At 59.4% G+C, this 15,610-nt stretch carries 18 protein-coding genes; 10 read left to right on the top strand and 8 right to left on the bottom strand.

The features are described from left to right. Positions 1-16: 16 nt before the first annotated feature. Positions 17-511: an FxsA family protein gene (locus K3752_RS16505; protein ID WP_170373143.1), complete on the top strand. Its 495-nt coding sequence runs from the start codon at positions 17-19 to the stop codon at positions 509-511. Positions 512-565: 54 nt separating this feature from the next. Continuing rightward, positions 566-1,066 (top strand): protein-export chaperone SecB, encoded by a 501-nt coding sequence (gene secB, locus K3752_RS16500; RefSeq protein WP_170342607.1) that lies wholly within the window; start codon positions 566-568, stop codon positions 1,064-1,066. A gap of 25 nt (positions 1,067-1,091) precedes the next feature. Here secB and dnaQ read toward each other — a convergent pair whose 3' ends face one another. Genes dnaQ through K3752_RS16480 form a run of 4 tightly spaced genes read right to left on the bottom strand, consistent with a single transcriptional unit; the run spans position 1,092 to position 3,826 of the window. Further along, positions 1,092-1,814 (bottom strand): DNA polymerase III subunit epsilon, encoded by a 723-nt coding sequence (gene dnaQ, locus K3752_RS16495; RefSeq protein WP_170391391.1) that lies wholly within the window; start codon positions 1,812-1,814, stop codon positions 1,092-1,094. Then, positions 1,807-2,400, bottom strand: a complete 594-nt coding sequence (gene coaE, locus K3752_RS16490; RefSeq protein WP_260063835.1) for a dephospho-CoA kinase — start codon at positions 2,398-2,400, stop codon at positions 1,807-1,809. Before coaE ends, dnaQ begins: the two co-directional genes overlap by 8 nt. Then, complete coding sequence (locus K3752_RS16485; protein WP_260063834.1) at positions 2,397-3,230, bottom strand: shikimate dehydrogenase; 834 nt, start codon at positions 3,228-3,230, stop codon at positions 2,397-2,399. Before K3752_RS16485 ends, coaE begins: the two co-directional genes overlap by 4 nt. Then, complete coding sequence (locus tag K3752_RS16480; RefSeq protein ID WP_170370397.1) at positions 3,227-3,826, bottom strand: nucleoside triphosphate pyrophosphatase; 600 nt, start codon at positions 3,824-3,826, stop codon at positions 3,227-3,229. Before K3752_RS16480 ends, K3752_RS16485 begins: the two co-directional genes overlap by 4 nt. Before the next feature lie 403 nt (positions 3,827-4,229). Between K3752_RS16480 and K3752_RS16475 the strand changes: the two genes are divergently transcribed. From K3752_RS16475 to K3752_RS16445, 7 genes are all read left to right on the top strand, one after another. Further along, a complete protein-coding gene (locus tag K3752_RS16475; RefSeq protein WP_093963892.1) occupies positions 4,230-4,679 on the top strand; it encodes a CopD family protein in 450 nt (149 codons plus the stop codon). 135 nt (positions 4,680-4,814) lie between these two features. After that, a complete protein-coding gene (gene rho, locus K3752_RS16470) occupies positions 4,815-6,086 on the top strand; it encodes a transcription termination factor Rho (RefSeq protein ID WP_093963893.1) in 1,272 nt (423 codons plus the stop codon). Between the two features lie 31 nt (positions 6,087-6,117). After that, on the top strand, positions 6,118-7,404 hold the full coding sequence (mnmE, locus tag K3752_RS16465; protein WP_260063833.1) for a tRNA uridine-5-carboxymethylaminomethyl(34) synthesis GTPase MnmE: 1,287 nt from the start codon (positions 6,118-6,120) through the stop codon (positions 7,402-7,404). Positions 7,405-7,416: 12 nt separating this feature from the next. Next, positions 7,417-9,285: a tRNA uridine-5-carboxymethylaminomethyl(34) synthesis enzyme MnmG gene (gene mnmG, locus K3752_RS16460; RefSeq protein ID WP_260063832.1), complete on the top strand. Its 1,869-nt coding sequence runs from the start codon at positions 7,417-7,419 to the stop codon at positions 9,283-9,285. Next, a complete protein-coding gene (rsmG, locus tag K3752_RS16455; RefSeq protein ID WP_260063831.1) occupies positions 9,282-9,905 on the top strand; it encodes a 16S rRNA (guanine(527)-N(7))-methyltransferase RsmG in 624 nt (207 codons plus the stop codon). Before mnmG ends, rsmG begins: the two co-directional genes overlap by 4 nt. Next, entirely contained in the window at positions 9,898-10,701 is an 804-nt protein-coding gene (locus K3752_RS16450; protein ID WP_311201679.1) for an AAA family ATPase, read from the top strand. Before rsmG ends, K3752_RS16450 begins: the two co-directional genes overlap by 8 nt. A 20-nt stretch (positions 10,702-10,721) precedes the next feature. Next, the gene (locus K3752_RS16445; protein ID WP_260063830.1) at positions 10,722-11,618 is read left to right on the top strand and encodes a ParB/RepB/Spo0J family partition protein; all 897 of its coding nucleotides are present in this window, start codon (positions 10,722-10,724) and stop codon (positions 11,616-11,618) included. Here K3752_RS16445 and K3752_RS16440 read toward each other — a convergent pair. Genes K3752_RS16440 through rph form a run of 4 tightly spaced genes read right to left on the bottom strand, consistent with a single transcriptional unit; the run spans position 11,608 to position 14,432 of the window. Then, a complete protein-coding gene (locus K3752_RS16440; protein ID WP_170361108.1) occupies positions 11,608-11,961 on the bottom strand; it encodes a YbaN family protein in 354 nt (117 codons plus the stop codon). The two genes, K3752_RS16445 and K3752_RS16440, sit on opposite strands and share 11 nt — an antisense overlap. 2 nt (positions 11,962-11,963) lie before the next feature. After that, positions 11,964-13,118 carry a radical SAM family heme chaperone HemW gene (gene hemW / locus K3752_RS16435; RefSeq protein WP_260063829.1) on the bottom strand — a complete coding sequence of 385 codons (1,155 nt, stop codon included), beginning with the start codon at positions 13,116-13,118 and terminating at the stop codon, positions 11,964-11,966. Then, positions 13,108-13,722 carry an RdgB/HAM1 family non-canonical purine NTP pyrophosphatase gene (gene rdgB / locus K3752_RS16430; protein ID WP_260063828.1) on the bottom strand — a complete coding sequence of 205 codons (615 nt, stop codon included), beginning with the start codon at positions 13,720-13,722 and terminating at the stop codon, positions 13,108-13,110. The genes hemW and rdgB overlap by 11 nt, the downstream gene beginning before the upstream one ends. Continuing rightward, positions 13,719-14,432, bottom strand: coding sequence for a ribonuclease PH (rph, locus tag K3752_RS16425; protein WP_260063827.1), 714 nt, complete (start codon positions 14,430-14,432; stop codon positions 13,719-13,721). The genes rdgB and rph overlap by 4 nt, the downstream gene beginning before the upstream one ends. A gap of 113 nt (positions 14,433-14,545) precedes the next feature. Here rph and hrcA point away from each other — a divergent pair, with 113 nt between their 5' ends. Continuing rightward, complete coding sequence (gene hrcA / locus K3752_RS16420; RefSeq protein WP_260063826.1) at positions 14,546-15,610, top strand: heat-inducible transcriptional repressor HrcA; 1,065 nt, start codon at positions 14,546-14,548, stop codon at positions 15,608-15,610.

The raw sequence follows: 15,610 nt of genomic DNA, 5'->3' as shown, positions 1-15,610 counted from the left end.
GGAAAGGATAGCGCATATGTATCTGTTCTTGGCATTTTTATTGGTGCCGATCATCGAAATCGCCCTTTTTATCCAGGTCGGCGGTCTGATCGGCCTGTGGCCGACGCTGGCAATCGTGGTTTTGACCGCCGTTCTGGGTACCGCGATGGTGCGGACACAAGGTCGCATGGCGATGGGTCAGCTGCAGCGCGCCTTTTCCGAACTGGACGACCCGACCGAACCGCTGGCCAATGGTGCAATGATCCTGCTGTCGGGCGTTCTGCTGATGACGCCCGGGTTCTTCACCGACGCAATCGGCTTTGCGCTGCTGGTTCCCGGGGTGCGGGCCGCGGTTTTTCGGTATCTCAAATCACGGGTCACGATTGCCCAGTTCCAGATGGGTCCCGGCCCGCAATATGGGGCGGCGCGCGATCCGTTCGGTGGGGATGACATCATAGACGGAGAGTATTCGGAAGTGCGCACAAAACCCGCACAACCGTCGAAATGGGTGGAAGGGCCGCACCAGCATTGAGGTGCCCGGCCCAACTTGATAAGCAGTGGCGAATTTAAATTTTGGAGCGGATCCATGACCGAAGAAACCGCCGCCGGCACAACCGAGCCCCAGGCAGCCCCCCAAATCCAGATGCGCATTCTGGGACAGTTCATCCGGGACATGTCCTTTGAAAACGTGATGGCGCAAAAAGGCGTCTCGGGCGACGTGCAGCCCGAGATCTCGGTCCAGGTGAACCTGGATGCGAAAAAGCGCTCGGCCGATCACCAGTACGAGGTGTCGATCAAGCTGAACCTCAAGTCCAAGGCCAAGGGTCTGGAGGACATCCTGTTCCTGTGCGAGATCGATTATTGCGGCCTGTTCCACGTGGAAGGCGTGCCAAATGATCAGTTGCACCCGTTCCTGATGATTGAATGCCCGCGGATGCTGTTCCCTTACCTGCGCCGCATCGTCAGCGACATCACCCGCGACGGTGGCTACCCGCCGGTCAACCTGGACAACATCGATTTCGTCGGTCTGTACCGCAACGAGTTGATGCGCCGTCAGGCCGAGGCGTCCGACAAGACCGAGGCGTGATCAGGCAACCCGCATCTGACCCGGATCAGGTGCGGGACCACAGGGCGTTTTCGCCCAGCTTTTCGACAAATGCATCATGCGCAGCGCGCTCATCCTCGGTAATCCGGGGCTGCAGTGGGCTGGGCCGTGGACCGGGGCGCCAAATGTCGCCACCGGTTGAGCTTTCGGCAGACGCCGAAGACAGGCCAAAATCAGGTTGGCGTCCGCCGATCAGCTCCAGATAGACTTCTGCCAGGATTTCCGAGTCGAGCAACGCACCGTGCAGAACCCGGTTCGAGTTGTCGATGTTGAACCGCCGGCACAGCGCATCCAGCGAGGCGGGCGAGCCGGGAAACCGCTTGCGCGCGATCGCCAGCGTGTCCAGCGCCTGCTCCATCGGGATCGGAGGCAGACCCATCCATCCCAATTCGGCATTGAGGAACTTCATGTCGAATGACGCGTTGTGGATCACCAGGCGTGCATCCCCCACGAAATCGCGGAAGGCCTGCCCGACCTTCGCAAAGACGGGTTTGTCCTTCAGGGTGATCTGGCCCGGTTCGGGAGTTTGCGGCGGCTCCAGCAAGTCAGGACCGATGCCGTGCACGCCGAAAGCCTCGGACGGCATCGAACGTTCGGGGTTGATGTAGACGTGATAGGTCTCGCCCGTGGCGACGTGGTTCCACAACTCGATTGCGCCGATCTCGACGATCCGGTCGCCGCTTTCGGGATCGAATCCGGTGGTTTCCGTATCCAGTACGATTTCACGCATCTGCCAATCCTGCCCTGATCTGCCTGACCACATCCTGCACCTGAGCGCGGGCATGGTCCAGAGTGTCGGTGACGATCACGAAATCCGACCGCGCGCATTTTTTGTCATTCGGCATCTGCTTGGCGCGGATCTGCTCGAACTGCGCCTCGGTCATCGTGCCCCGCGCCATAACGCGGCGCTTCTGCTCGTCGGCGGGGATCGAAACGCAGGCCACCGCATCCATCTGCGCCTCGCCGCCAGTTTCGAAAAGCAGAGGAATATCAAAGACAAGGATGTCCGACTTGGCCGCCTGCCGAAACGCCTCGCGATCCTGGGCCACCAGCGGGTGCACGATGACTTCGATCCGTTTCAACGCGGTCGGATCGGCACCGATGATCCGTTTCAGGACATCACGGTTGACAGCGCCATTCTCGATGGCCTCGGGAAATGCCGCGCGGATCGGCGCGACCGCCGCGCCGCCGGCCGCGTACAGCCGATGCACCGCGGCGTCGGCATCCCAAACGGCGCAACCTTCCTGCGCGAACAGGTTGGCGGTGGTGCTTTTGCCCATGCCGATCGACCCGGTCAGACCCAGCGCAAAGCTCATCCCAGAACCGCCGCGCGGGTTTCTTCCGTAACCTCGGGGCGCAGGCCGAACCACCGCTCGAACCCGGGCACCGCCTGATGCAGCAACATGCCCAGCCCGTCGACGACCGTGCAGCCCGCAGCCTCGGCCTGTTCAAGAAGGCGGGTCTTCAATGGCGTATAGACCAGATCGGTCACCACCGTTCCCGGCTGCAACCCGTCCAAGGGGACGCGCAGCTCGGGCTGACCCTGCATGCCCAGTGACGTAGTGTTCACCACCAGCTCGGCGTTTTCGATCACGTTTCCGGCCTGGACCCAATCGACCACGGTGATGCGCTGGCCGAATTCATCTTTCAGGTGATCGGCGCGCGACCGCGTGCGGTTGGTCAGCAGGATTTCGGGCACGCCGGCCTCGGCCAGCGCCTGCAGCACCGCCCGCGCGGCCCCGCCCGCGCCGAACACCACCGCCGGGCCATCCTGCGGCACCCAATCCGGCGCACCCGCACGCAGGTTCTGCATAAACCCGTACCCGTCGGTATTGTCCGCGTGGATCGAGCCATCGGACCGGAACACCAGCGTATTCGCCGCTCCGATCACCGAGGCGCGGTCCGACACATGATCTGCCAGCCGCATCGCGGCCTCTTTGTGCGGAACGGTGACATTGGCCCCGACGAACCCGGCCTTGGGCAAGCTGCGCAGGACCGTTTCAAGATCGGCGGGCGCAACATCCATCGGCACATAATGTCCCGGCAGGCCATAGGTCTTCAGCCAATAGCCATGCAGGGCAGGCGATCGGGAATGGGCAATCGGGTGTCCGATGACTCCGGCCAGTGGAATGCGTTTGTCGGTCATTGTTCGATCACCCCTCGGACCGCTAGAAAATTGAGCAGCTCCAGCAGGGGCATACCCAAGACGTTAAAATAGTCGCCGTCAATGCTGCTGAACAGGCGCACACCCTCTTCTTCCAGCTTGTAGGCCCCGACCGCATGGCGAATGCTGTCCCAGTTGCGCGCGACATAGCCCTTCAGATAGGCATCCGAACTGGCGCGCATCCGCAACCGCACCTGACCGACATGGCGCCAGACCGGTTCGCCGTTCTGATAGATCACCGCCGCCGACAGCAGCATGTGACGCTTGCCGCGCATCGCCTTCAACTGCGCCAGCGCCTCTTCGGGCGTTTCGGGCTTGGACAGCAGGCGTCCGTCGAAATCCAGAACCTGGTCACAGCCCAGAACCATCGCGCCGGGCGTCTTGTCACTGATCTTGCGCGCCTTGAGCTCGGCCAGAGCGTCGGCGATGTCGCGGGGCGGCGCGCCCTCAGCCAGAAGCGCGCGTTTGGCGGTATCCTCGTCCACGCGGGCGACCTGGACGGAAAACGGCACTCCGGCGTTCCGCAGTAACTGCGCGCGGATCTCGGACCCCGAGGCAAGAACGATGGGGACAGTCATGTGGAAAACCCCGTGGGCAAGTTGATCATTGGTTTTGAACGGTTTGTATGGTTTTCCAGTTGACACGCAAGCCCGCGATTTCGGCCTGAAACTTCCCTGAGTCGCTCAAAGACTGTCCGGTCGGGACAAGGATAACTCGGGATCTTGGGACTTCCTGTTCATCAAAAGATGTCCCTTGAGTTATCCCCAAGACAGGTCCGCGATTTATAATTTAACTGTTTGTTTTTATTATGTAAAAAACGAAATCACCAGAATCAACCAGTTTTGGAATTTATTCATCCACCTGGGGAAAACTGGCGGACAAAACAATAATCCACGGATTTTGCCCACCCTACAAAACCATCATCCTTTCTCTTTTCTATTTTTTTTATTAGGGAGGGTCCGACCAGTGCCGGGAAACCCGATGACCGATCTTCTCTTCACGCTGTACCCTTGGGTGAAATCGCTGCACATCATGGCGGTGATCTCGTGGATGGCGGGTTTGTTCTATTTGCCTCGTCTGTTCGTCTATCACGTCGAAAAGGCGCAGGCCGTCGACGGCGCGCCCGAGATCTTCTTTGAAATGGAAGAAAAGCTGCTGCGCGTGATCATGCGGCCGGCGATGATCGTAGCCTGGGTCTGTGGCCTCATCATGGTATTCACTCCCGGCATCGTCGGGTGGGACTGGTCCTGGCCCTGGGTCAAGGGCGCGGCGGTGATCGGCATGACCTGGTTCCATCACTGGCTGTTGGCCCGGCGCAAGGATTTCGTCGAAGGCCGCAACACGCTCACAGGGCGCCAGTACCGCATGATGAACGAGGTTCCGACCGTTTTGATGGTCATCATCGTTCTGGCGGTCATTCTGAAGTTCTGAGGGCCATTTCCGCACCGGTTTGACTCGGGCGGCGACCGGCCTTATGTAGGGATCAACCCATCCGTCCGGATGGCGCATCTTCCTGTTTGAAATTCAACGCTGTGCCGCACCCTTGCGGCCAAGGTCCGTATCATCATGACAACCGAATCCCTGAATCTGGCCGATCTGAAGGCCAAAAGCCCCAAAGACCTTCTGGCCATGGCCGAAGAGCTCGAGATCGAAAACGCCTCGACCATGCGCAAGGGCGAAATGATGTTCCAGATTCTGCGCGAACGCGCGGATGAGGGCTGGACCGTGGGCGGTGACGGCGTGCTTGAGGTGCTGCAGGACGGCTTCGGCTTTCTGCGCTCGCCCGAGGCGAACTATCTGCCCGGCCCGGACGACATCTATGTCTCGCCCGAGATGATCCGCCAGCACTCGCTGCGCACCGGCGACACGGTCGAGGGCGAGATCAAGGCCCCGGAAGAGAACGAGCGATATTTCGCGCTGACGAAGGTGACCAAGATCAACTTCGAAGACCCGGAAAAGGCGAAACACAAGATCGCCTTTGACAACCTGACGCCGCTCTATCCGGACGAGCGGCTGAAGATGGAGATCGAAGATCCGACCATCAAGGACAAATCCGCCCGTGTGATCGACCTGGTTGCGCCGATCGGCAAGGGCCAGCGGTCGCTGATCGTGGCACCGCCGCGGACCGGTAAAACGGTGATCCTGCAGAACATCGCGCATTCGATCGAGCGCAACCATCCGGAGTGCTACCTGATCGTCCTGCTGATCGACGAGCGCCCCGAAGAGGTGACCGACATGCAACGCTCGGTGAAGGGCGAGGTGGTATCCTCGACCTTTGATGAACCGGCGACCCGCCACGTAGCCGTGTCCGAGATGGTGATTGAAAAAGCCAAGCGCCTGGTCGAGCACAAACGAGATGTTGTTATTCTTCTCGACTCGATCACAAGACTTGGTAGAGCGTTCAACACCGTGGTGCCGTCCTCGGGCAAGGTTCTGACCGGCGGTGTGGACGCCAACGCCCTGCAGCGGCCCAAGCGGTTCTTCGGTGCGGCGCGCAACATCGAAGAGGGCGGTTCGCTGACCATCATCGCCACCGCGCTGATCGACACTGGCAGCCGGATGGACGAAGTGATCTTTGAAGAATTCAAGGGTACCGGTAACTCGGAGATTGTTCTGGATCGCAAGATCGCAGACAAGCGGGTGTTCCCGGCGATCGACATCCTCAAGTCCGGCACCCGGAAAGAGGACCTGCTGGTCGACAAGGGCGATCTGGCCAAAACCTTCGTTCTGCGCCGTATCCTCAACCCGATGGGCACAACCGACGCGATCGAGTTCCTGTTGTCCAAGTTGAAACAGACCAAGACCAATTCCGAGTTCTTCGACTCGATGAATACCTGATACGGTCTTGTAACCGACGCGAGGCCTTCGAATGGATACGATATTCGCCTTGGCCAGCGCGCAAGGCAAGGCAGGGGTTGCTGTGATCCGCCTGTCAGGACCGCAGTCGCACCAAGCGGCCAAGGTTCTGTCGGGAGGAGATTTGCCGTTGCGTGGCATGTGCCTGCGTGAGTTGCGGGCACCTGACGGGTCGCGTCTGGATGACGGGCTGGTCCTGACCTTCCACGGTCCGTCAAGCTTTACCGGCGAGGATGTGGCCGAGCTGCAGATCCATGGCAGCACGGCTTCGGTCAACGCGGTTCTGCGCGTCCTGTCCGAGATGCCGGATCTGCGACTGGCCGAACCGGGCGAGTTCACCCGGCGTGCTCTTGAAAACGGGAAGATGGACCTTGCACAGGTCGAAGGCCTGGCCGATCTGATCGACGCAGAGACCGAGGCACAGCGCAAGCAGGCTCAGACCATCCTAGCGGGCGAATTGGGCGACCTGGCGGAACGGTGGCGGCGGGATTTGATCCGGGCGGCCTCGTTGCTGGAAGCCGTCATCGATTTTGCCGATGAAGACGTGCCAACGGATGTGTCACCCGAAGTCCGATCGCTTGTGACTGCTGTCATGGCGGATTTGGAGCGGGAGGCGAAGGGCGTGAGGATTGCCGAGCGGATTCGCACCGGCTTTGAAGTGGCTATCGTCGGCCCACCGAATGCGGGCAAGTCGACCTTGCTGAATGCGCTTGCGGGCCGGGAGGCGGCAATTACTTCGGAATATGCTGGCACCACCCGCGATATTATCGAGGTGCGGATGGACCTGGCAGGCGTGCCGGTCACGTTGCTGGATACGGCCGGGTTGCGCGAAACCGAGGACCACGTAGAGGGTCTTGGGATCGCTCTGGCCAGAAAGCGGGCGGAAAATGCCGACCTTCGCGTATTTCTGACCGAGGACCCGCAAGCTTTGGGAATCGGTATGCAATCCGACGACATTCAGGTTCTGCCGAAGTCCGACCTTCGTTCAGGTGGGACCGAGGGTGTATCGGGGAAGACAGGTCAGGGAATCGATCGCCTGATCGACAACATATCGGTGGTTCTGAAAGAGCGAACCGCAAGTTATGGTATTGCTACCCGGGAACGCCATCGTGTTGCAATGCTGAAATCCTCGGCCGCTCTGTCCGAAGCACTCAGAGTTCTGGATTCCGGCCCGGACCTGTACGATATTGCAGCAGAAGAGCTGCGAACCGCCATCCGCGCGTTGGAGTCTTTGGTCGGTCGAGTAGATGTGGAAAATCTGCTGGACGAAATTTTCGCCAGCTTTTGTTTGGGTAAATGAGGAGTGTTTCACGTGAAACATTCGGAGTTTGACGTCGTCGTTATCGGAGCGGGGCATGCGGGGGCCGAGGCGGCCCATGCCGCGGCCCGGATGGGTGCGCAGACAGCTTTGGTAACACTTTCGGAAACCGACATCGGTGTCATGTCGTGCAATCCAGCGATCGGTGGACTTGGAAAAGGCCACCTGGTTCGAGAGATCGACGCGCTGGACGGCGTTATGGGGCGGGTTGCAGACCGGGCGGGAATCCAGTTCCGCCTTCTGAATCGCCGTAAAGGGCCCGCCGTTCAAGGGCCTCGTGCGCAGGCCGACCGTGCGCTGTACCGGGCTGCAATGCAACGGGAAACAAAGGCGCGCAAGAACCTCGAAGTCATTACAGGAGAAGTCATAGATTTCCGAATGGCCGGTCATCGCGTTGCCGGGGTGGTTCTGTCCGACGGATCTGAAATCACTGCGAAATCGGTGATTCTGACCTCGGGAACGTTTCTGCGGGGCGTGATTCATATCGGCGATGTTCAGAGGCCCGGAGGCCGTATGGGCGACAGGCCGTCTGTACGACTGGCTGAGCGGTTGGATAGCTATGACCTGCCGATGGCGCGGCTGAAAACAGGAACGCCTCCTCGACTTGATGGACGCACGATCGACTGGGACGGATTGGAACGGCAGGACGGTGATGATGACCCGACCATGTTCTCATTCTTGTCCAAAACACCGGTGGCGCCGCAAATCTCTTGCGGCATCACTCATACGAACGCGCAAACCCATGAAATCATCGAAAAGAACCTGAGTCGCTCTGCGATGTATGGGGGGCATATCGAGGGAGTGGGGCCGCGATATTGCCCTTCGATCGAAGACAAGATCGTTCGGTTTGCGGATAAGGACTCTCATCAGATTTTCCTAGAGCCTGAGGGGGTCAATGACCACACTGTGTATCCAAACGGGATTTCGACTTCGCTGCCGCAGGATGTCCAAGTCGAGTATGTCCGATCAATCAAAGGCCTTGAGTCTGCAGAGATCTTACAGCCGGGCTACGCCATTGAATACGACTATGTGGACCCGCGTGTGTTGAACGCATCCTTGGCCTTGCCGGATATCCCAGGACTATATCTTGCGGGGCAGATCAATGGAACCACAGGATATGAGGAGGCGGCCGCTCAGGGCTTATTCGCAGGCCTGAATGCCGCGCTGGAAGTTCAGGGGCGAGATGCAATTCATTTTACCCGAGCCAATAGCTATATTGGTGTGATGATTGACGATCTGACCACACGGGGTGTAGCGGAACCGTATCGGATGTTCACCTCGCGCGCCGAGTTCCGTCTGTCCTTGCGCGCGGACAATGCGGATCAACGCCTTACGCCGCAAGGCCTGGAAATTGGGTGTATATCGGATCATCGTCGCCTGGCTTTTGAAACAAAAATGGAAAAGCTGGGTGCTGTGAAGTCAGTACTGACCGAACGGACCTATACACCCAAGGAAATCCGCGCAGCTGGCATCGAAGTAAATCAGGATGGTAACCGCAGGGACGGAATGGCAGTCTTGGCGTTTCCGAACGTGTGCTTCGAGGACCTTGTGCCGCTGATCCAGCAGTTGGAGGATGTCGACCAAGACACCCGTCGGCAGATCGAAAGGGACGCGCTCTACGCTAACTATATAGCTCGGCAACAACGAGACGTTGAAGCCATGAAGCGCGACGAAATCTATGCCATACCCGCGGATTTTGACTATTCCTCGCTCACAGGTCTTTCGAATGAGTTGAAACAGAAGCTGTCAGCCGCGCGACCGGCAAACATTGCCCAGGCGAGCCGCGTGGAGGGTGTTACGCCTGCTGCTTTGACCTTGGTACTGGCAAAACTCAGAAGCAGTCAGAGAGCAAAAAAGGCATGAACGGCGACTCGTGCGCTTCGCCCGATGGCTTGAGTGTTTCACGTGAAACATTCGAAAAGCTGTCAATCTTTGTCGATCTTCTGCGGAAGTGGAATCCAAAGATTAACTTGGTTTCGCGCAGCACTCTGCCTGAAGTTTGGTCGCGGCACGTAAAGGACTCGATCCAGGTCTTTAATTTGGTTGAGCCGAAGAATCACTGGGTCGACCTAGGAAGCGGTGGCGGATTTCCCGGGTTGGTCTGCGCGATACTGGCCGCTGAAGCTTCGCCTGAGACGGAATTTACCCTGGTTGAGAGCGATCAGAGAAAATCGGCGTTTTTGCGCACCGTCATCCGCGAAACCAAGGCCAACTGCTCGGTGATTTCAAAACGGATTGAGGCTGTTGATCCTTTGGGCGCTGATGTCCTTTCCGCAAGGGCGCTCGCGGACCTGACGACTTTATTGTCATTTTGTGACAGGCATTTAAAGGAAGATGGAGTGGCCGTGTTTCCCAAAGGCGCCACCTGGAAAAAAGAAATCGACGCGGCCCAACGGGAATGGAATTTTACCACGGAGACAGCTAATAGTTTAACTGACCCCCAGGCTGTCATCCTGAAGATCAAAGGAGTCTCACGTGGTTGATCTGTCGCGCCCTGCAGGACCTCGTATCATGGCGGTTGCCAATCAGAAGGGTGGGGTTGGCAAGACCACGACAGCGATCAATCTGGCGGCGGGTTTGGCCGAGGCAGGATGCAAGGTTCTGGTCGTGGATCTGGACCCGCAGGGAAATGCGTCCACCGGGCTTGGGGTCGAGGATCGTGATTGGACCACGTATGATTTGATCCTGGACGAGGCGCCCTTGGAGGCTGTCGTACAGGAAACCGAAATCAAAAACCTCAGTATCGTTCCGGCCACGGTTGACCTCAGCTCGGCAGATATTGAGCTGATATCGAATGAAAAACGCAGCTACTTGCTGCACGACGCGCTCAGGCAACCGGCGATCGACAAATTCGGTTTTGACTTCGTTCTGATCGACTGTCCGCCGTCCCTCAATCTTCTGACAGTCAACGCGATGGTGGCGGCGCACTCTGTGTTGGTTCCGTTGCAAAGCGAGTTCTTTGCGCTGGAAGGCCTGTCGCAACTGATGCTGACGATTCGAGAGGTTCGCCAGTCCGCGAATCCAGACCTCAGAATCGAAGGTATTGTGTTGACCATGTATGACAACCGCAACAACTTGTCCCGGCAGGTCGAAAAGGATGCGCGTGACAATCTGGGAGAGATGGTATTTAAAACCAAGATACCCAGAAATGTCCGGGTCAGCGAAGCGCCGTCATTTGCACTTCCGGTCCTTCAATATGACTCGGGGTCTCTGGGGGCGATGGCGTACCGGCATCTGGCACGCGAAATCATGCAAAAGAACAAGAAAGTGGCTGCCTGAGCGGCTGTCAGGAGGGCGAAGTGAGCGCCAGAAAAGGAAAACCTCGCGGATTGGGGCGCGGCTTGTCCGCCTTGATGGCGGATGTATCACAGGATCCTGAGGGCCGGGTTACGGCTGAACCACGTCGGCCGGACATGAAGGTACCGATCGAGAAGCTGCGGGCTAACCCGAATCAGCCACGCCGCACATTCTCGCAGGATCAACTGGACGAGCTTGCTGCCTCGGTCAAAGAGAAAGGGATCATCCAGCCCCTGATCGTTCGCTCGGTCGGCGGCGGCGAATATGAAATCGTCGCGGGTGAGCGCCGCTGGCGGGCCGCGCAGATGGCGCAGTTGCACGACATTCCGGTCGTCGTGCGCGAATTTGACGACACCGAAGTACTTGAAGTCGCCATCATCGAGAATATCCAGCGCGCTGATCTGAACGCCGTGGAGGAGGCCGCTGGGTACAAGCAGTTGATGGATCGGTTCGGTCATACGCAAGAAAAACTGGCCGAGGCCTTGGGCAAAAGCCGCAGCCACATCGCCAACCTTCTGAGGCTTTTGTCACTGCCGGGTGACGTTCAAGCCCTTGTTATTGAAGGTAAAATCTCGGCCGGACACGCGCGCGCCCTTATCACTGCGGATAATCCGTCCGAACTGGCAAAAATTGTCGTGAAAGACGGCTTGTCAGTCCGCGCGACCGAAGCGCTGGTCAAGAAGCAGCAACAGGGCGACAAAGATCGTCCCGCACCGCGGTCGCGTGACCTCAATGCAGGCAAGGACGCAGATACGCGGGTTTTGGAAAAAGACCTTTCCGCGATTCTGGCGATGAAGGTGGTCATCAACCACAAGCCCGGAACCGAGACCGGGCAGGTCGTGCTGACCTATGAAAACCTGGATCAACTGGATGATCTCTGCGCCAAGCTCAGCCGTTAGGGCGTGACCAGATAAAGATCATCACCGCGCCCAAGGTCACGGCCTGAATAATCAGGACATGGCTGGGCACAGAAACCAGAACCGACAAACCAAAGACGGCGGCAACCGACAGGGTCGCCGCCTTTTTTGCGGCTGGCCGGATCGCGCCCGAGGTTTGCCAATCAAGGATCAACGGGCCGAAGGTTCGGTGAGACATCAGCCAGTTGTGCAGACGGGAAGAAGAGCGCGCGAAACAGAAGGCGGCCAACAGTAGGAACGGAACGGTGGGCAGCAGGGGCAGGGCAACGCCGATCATGGCCAAGGCGACGCAGAGCAATCCAAATGTGGCCCACAAATAGTGCATGACTAATCCAGCAACTCACGGATCACCGCATTGAGAACCGCGCGGCCGTCAGCAGTGGCGGAAACGCGGGGGCCGTCTTGGGCGATCATTCCGATGTCCTGCAGGTAGCCCAGTTTGCGTTGCGGCAAAGGGTGCCCGGACAGGCAATTGAAACGGTCCATATCTAGACCCTCAGTCAAGCGAAGACACATCATGAGGTATTCATTCGCTTGTTCTTCGGCGGTCAGCGGGGTCCGCAGCTTTTCGCCATTTCCTTGCGTGGCAGCATTCAGCCACGCGGTCGGAGCCAAATGGGTTTCGGTTGCGATCCGTTGGCCGTTCACCGTGATCCTTCCATGTGCGCCCGGTCCGATGCCGACATAATCGCCATAGCGCCAATAGATCAGGTTGTGCCGAGACTCGGCCCCGGGAACAGCGTGGTTCGACACCTCGTAGGCGGGCATGCCGTGGGCTTCGCAGATCTCTTGCGTGGCCAGATACATATCGGCTGCGTTGTCGTCCTCGGGCAGGCCACGCAGCTTGCCGACAGAATAGCGGTCGCCGAATGCGGTGCCGGCCTCGATGGTCAGCTGGTACAGCGACAGATGGTCGATCGCCATCGACAGCGCCTCGGTCAGCTCGGCGCGCCAGGCTTCAAGCGTCTGGTACTGGCGGGCATAGATCAGGTCAAAGCTGACCCGGTCGAAACAGGTGCGGGCGATGTCGAAGGCCGCGCGTGCCTCGGCCACGCTGTGGATGCGGCCCAGCCGCCGCAGATCTTCGTCATTCATCGCCTGAATACCCATCGAGATCCGGTTCACACCGGCATCGCGATAGGCGGCGAACCGTCCGGCGTCGACCGAGCCGGGATTGGCCTCGAGCGTGATTTCCATGTCATTGGCGGGCCGCCAAAGGCTGCGGGCGGTGTCGATCACGGCGGCGACGGTTTCGGGCGCCATAAGCGACGGGGTGCCGCCGCCAAAAAAGATCGTATTCAGAACCCGGTCAGGGGTTTCGGCGGCCGAGCGCTTCAGTTCGGACAGATAGGCGTCAAGCCATTGTTTTTGATCAATATTTCTGGAAACATGACTGTTGAAATCGCAATAGGGGCACTTGGCCTCGCAAAAGGGCCAATGCACGTACAGGCCAAAGCCCCCGTTGCGCCAATCATCCGCCAAAGCAGCCTTTCACGAACAGCTCGACCGCGCGACCACGATGGCTGATCTTGTTCTTTTCCCAGCGATCCATCTCGGCAAAGGTAATGTCGAATCCGTCAGGGAGGAACATGGGGTCATAGCCGAACCCGTCCTTGCCGCGGATCGGCCAGACCAGATGCCCGGGTGCGACGCCCTCGAACACCTCGTCATGGCCGTCGGGCCAAGCCAGTACCAGCGTGCAGCGGAACTGGGCAGTGCGAGGATGCGGAGCGTTGAGCGCCTCAAGCTCATCATGGGCGCGGGTCATGGCCATCAGGAAATCGCGGCCATTTCCGGTTTCGGCCCAGTCGGCGGTGTACACGCCCGGCGCACCGTCCAGCGCATCAATGGTGATGCCGGAATCGTCGGACAGGGCGGGCAGGCCGGTGGCCTGTGCGGCGGCGTGGGCCTTGATGCGCGCGTTGCCGACAAACGTGTCCTCGGTCTCTTCGGGTTCGGGCAGGTTCATCTCGGCTGCGCCGACTACGGTCACGCCAAAGGGCTCGAGCAGATGGGCCATCTCCTCGAGCTTGCCTTTGTTGTGCGTGGCCACCAGCAGCCGATCGCCTTCGAGCCGGCGTGTCATGCGGTGGCGGCCTTTTGCGCAGCCACCAGCTCGGACACGCCTTTTTCGGCCAATTCCATCAGCTGATCCATCTGCGCGCGGCTGAAGACGGAACCTTCGGCGCTCATCTGCACCTCGATCAGCTTGCCCGAGCCGGTCATGATGAAGTTGCCGTCAACGCCGGCCTCGCTGTCTTCGGGATAGTCCAGGTCCAGAACCGGCTGGCCGGCATAGATGCCGCAGGATACGGCGGCAACCGGATCAACCAACGGGTCCGAGATCACGTCTCCGGTCTTCATCAGCTTGTTCACCGCCAGCCGCAGCGCGACCCAGCCGCCGGTGATCGAGGCGCAGCGGGTGCCGCCATCGGCCTGCAGCACGTCACAATCGACGGTGATCTGGCGTTCGCCCAGGGCGACGCGGTCGACACCGGCGCGCAGGGCGCGGCCGATCAGGCGCTGGATTTCCACGGTCCGGCCACCCTGTTTGCCGCTGGCGGCCTCACGCCGCATCCGGGTGTTGGTCGCGCGTGGCAGCATGCCGTATTCGGCGGTGACCCAGCCCAGGCCCGACCCCTTGATGAAGGGCGGCACGCGATCCTCGATCGTGGCGGTGCACAGAACATGGGTGTCGCCGATCTTGATCAGGCAGGAACCTTCGGCATGTTTGGTAAACCCGGTCTCGATTGAAACCGGGCGCATTTCGCTTAAATCTCGTCCAGAGGGTCGCATGAGATATCCTTTGTCTGCTGGCTTGGGGATAACGCCCGGCATGGCAGCGATGCAACCCCGATTGACCTTTCTGTTGGCAGCTATTTAATGACCACCCAGCAAGGGAACCACCGATGAGTGAAGCGAGCAAAATTCTGGACGAGTTGAACGACCGGTCGCGGGAAGTGTTTCGCCTGATCGTCGAAAGCTATCTGGAAAGCGGCGAGCCTGTGGGCAGCCGCACCCTCAGCCGGTCGCTCAGTGAAAAAGTCAGCGCGGCAACGGTTCGCAATGTCATGCAGGATCTCGAGTTTCTGGGCCTTTTGGGCAGTCCGCATGTCAGCGCCGGCCGGGTGCCCACACAGGTTGGGCTGCGCATGTTCGTCGACGGCCTGCTGGAAGTTGGCGACCTGGGCGAGGACGACCGCAAGAAGCTGGATGAGACGCTGGGCAGCAATTCCGGTGATGTCAGCGGTATGCTGGATCGCGTCGGGGCCGCCTTGTCGAACGTCACGCATGGCGCGTCGCTGGTGCTGACACCCAAGCACGAATCCGAAATCAAGCATATCGAGTTCGTTTCCCTGGGCCATGACCGGGCCCTGGTGGTATTGGTTTTCGCAGATGGTCATGTGGAGAACCGGCTGTTCACGCCACCACCGGGTCAGACGCCCAGTTCGATGCGTGAGGCGGCCAATTTCCTGAACGCCCTGATCGAGGGCCGGAAACTGTCCGATGTGCGCCGGATGATCCAGACCGAGATTGCGGCGCGCAGGCAAGAGATCGACGTGCTGGCCCGCGAGCTTGTGGAAAGCGGCCTTGCGGCCTGGGAGGGCGAGGCGTCGGACTCGGCGCGTCTGATCGTGCGTGGTCGGGCGAATCTGCTGGGCGACACCGGTCAGGAAGAGGAGCTGGAGCGAATCCGGGTCCTGTTTGACGATCTGGAACGCAAGCGTGACATAGCCGAATTCCTCGAATTGACCGAGGAAGGCGAAGGCGTGCGCATTTTTATCGGCTCGGAGAACAAACTTTTCTCACTTTCGGGTTCCTCTTTGGTGGTGTCTCCTTATATGAACGCTGATCGAAGGATAATCGGCGCCGTTGGCGTGATCGGGCCGACCCGTTTGAACTATGGGCGGATCGTGCCGATCGTGGACTATACGGCGCAACTGGTTGGGAAACTGATTTCCGATCGGAGCTAG

Source organism: Ruegeria sp. B32, assembly GCF_025141855.1.
Taxonomy (GTDB): Bacteria; Pseudomonadota; Alphaproteobacteria; order Rhodobacterales; family Rhodobacteraceae; genus Ruegeria; species Ruegeria arenilitoris.
Note: the sequence above shows the minus strand (reverse complement) of the source record. Positions and strands in the feature narration are given on the sequence as shown.

Coding starts and splice junctions, on each gene's coding strand:
- hrcA (WP_260063826.1), top strand. CDS start 14,546: ATGAGTGAAGCGAGCAAAATTCTGGACGAGTTGAACGACCGGTCGCGG.
- rsmG (WP_260063831.1), top strand. CDS start 9,282: ATGAACGGCGACTCGTGCGCTTCGCCCGATGGCTTGAGTGTTTCACGT.
- K3752_RS16505 (WP_170373143.1), top strand. CDS start 17: ATGTATCTGTTCTTGGCATTTTTATTGGTGCCGATCATCGAAATCGCC.
- K3752_RS16480 (WP_170370397.1), bottom strand. CDS start 3,826: ATGACTGTCCCCATCGTTCTTGCCTCGGGGTCCGAGATCCGCGCGCAG.
- K3752_RS16485 (WP_260063834.1), bottom strand. CDS start 3,230: ATGACCGACAAACGCATTCCACTGGCCGGAGTCATCGGACACCCGATT.
- coaE (WP_260063835.1), bottom strand. CDS start 2,400: ATGAGCTTTGCGCTGGGTCTGACCGGGTCGATCGGCATGGGCAAAAGC.
- mnmE (WP_260063833.1), top strand. CDS start 6,118: ATGGATACGATATTCGCCTTGGCCAGCGCGCAAGGCAAGGCAGGGGTT.
- dnaQ (WP_170391391.1), bottom strand. CDS start 1,814: ATGCGTGAAATCGTACTGGATACGGAAACCACCGGATTCGATCCCGAA.
- rho (WP_093963893.1), top strand. CDS start 4,815: ATGACAACCGAATCCCTGAATCTGGCCGATCTGAAGGCCAAAAGCCCC.
- rdgB (WP_260063828.1), bottom strand. CDS start 13,722: ATGACACGCCGGCTCGAAGGCGATCGGCTGCTGGTGGCCACGCACAAC.
- rph (WP_260063827.1), bottom strand. CDS start 14,432: ATGCGACCCTCTGGACGAGATTTAAGCGAAATGCGCCCGGTTTCAATC.
- K3752_RS16440 (WP_170361108.1), bottom strand. CDS start 11,961: ATGCACTATTTGTGGGCCACATTTGGATTGCTCTGCGTCGCCTTGGCC.
- K3752_RS16475 (WP_093963892.1), top strand. CDS start 4,230: ATGACCGATCTTCTCTTCACGCTGTACCCTTGGGTGAAATCGCTGCAC.
- secB (WP_170342607.1), top strand. CDS start 566: ATGACCGAAGAAACCGCCGCCGGCACAACCGAGCCCCAGGCAGCCCCC.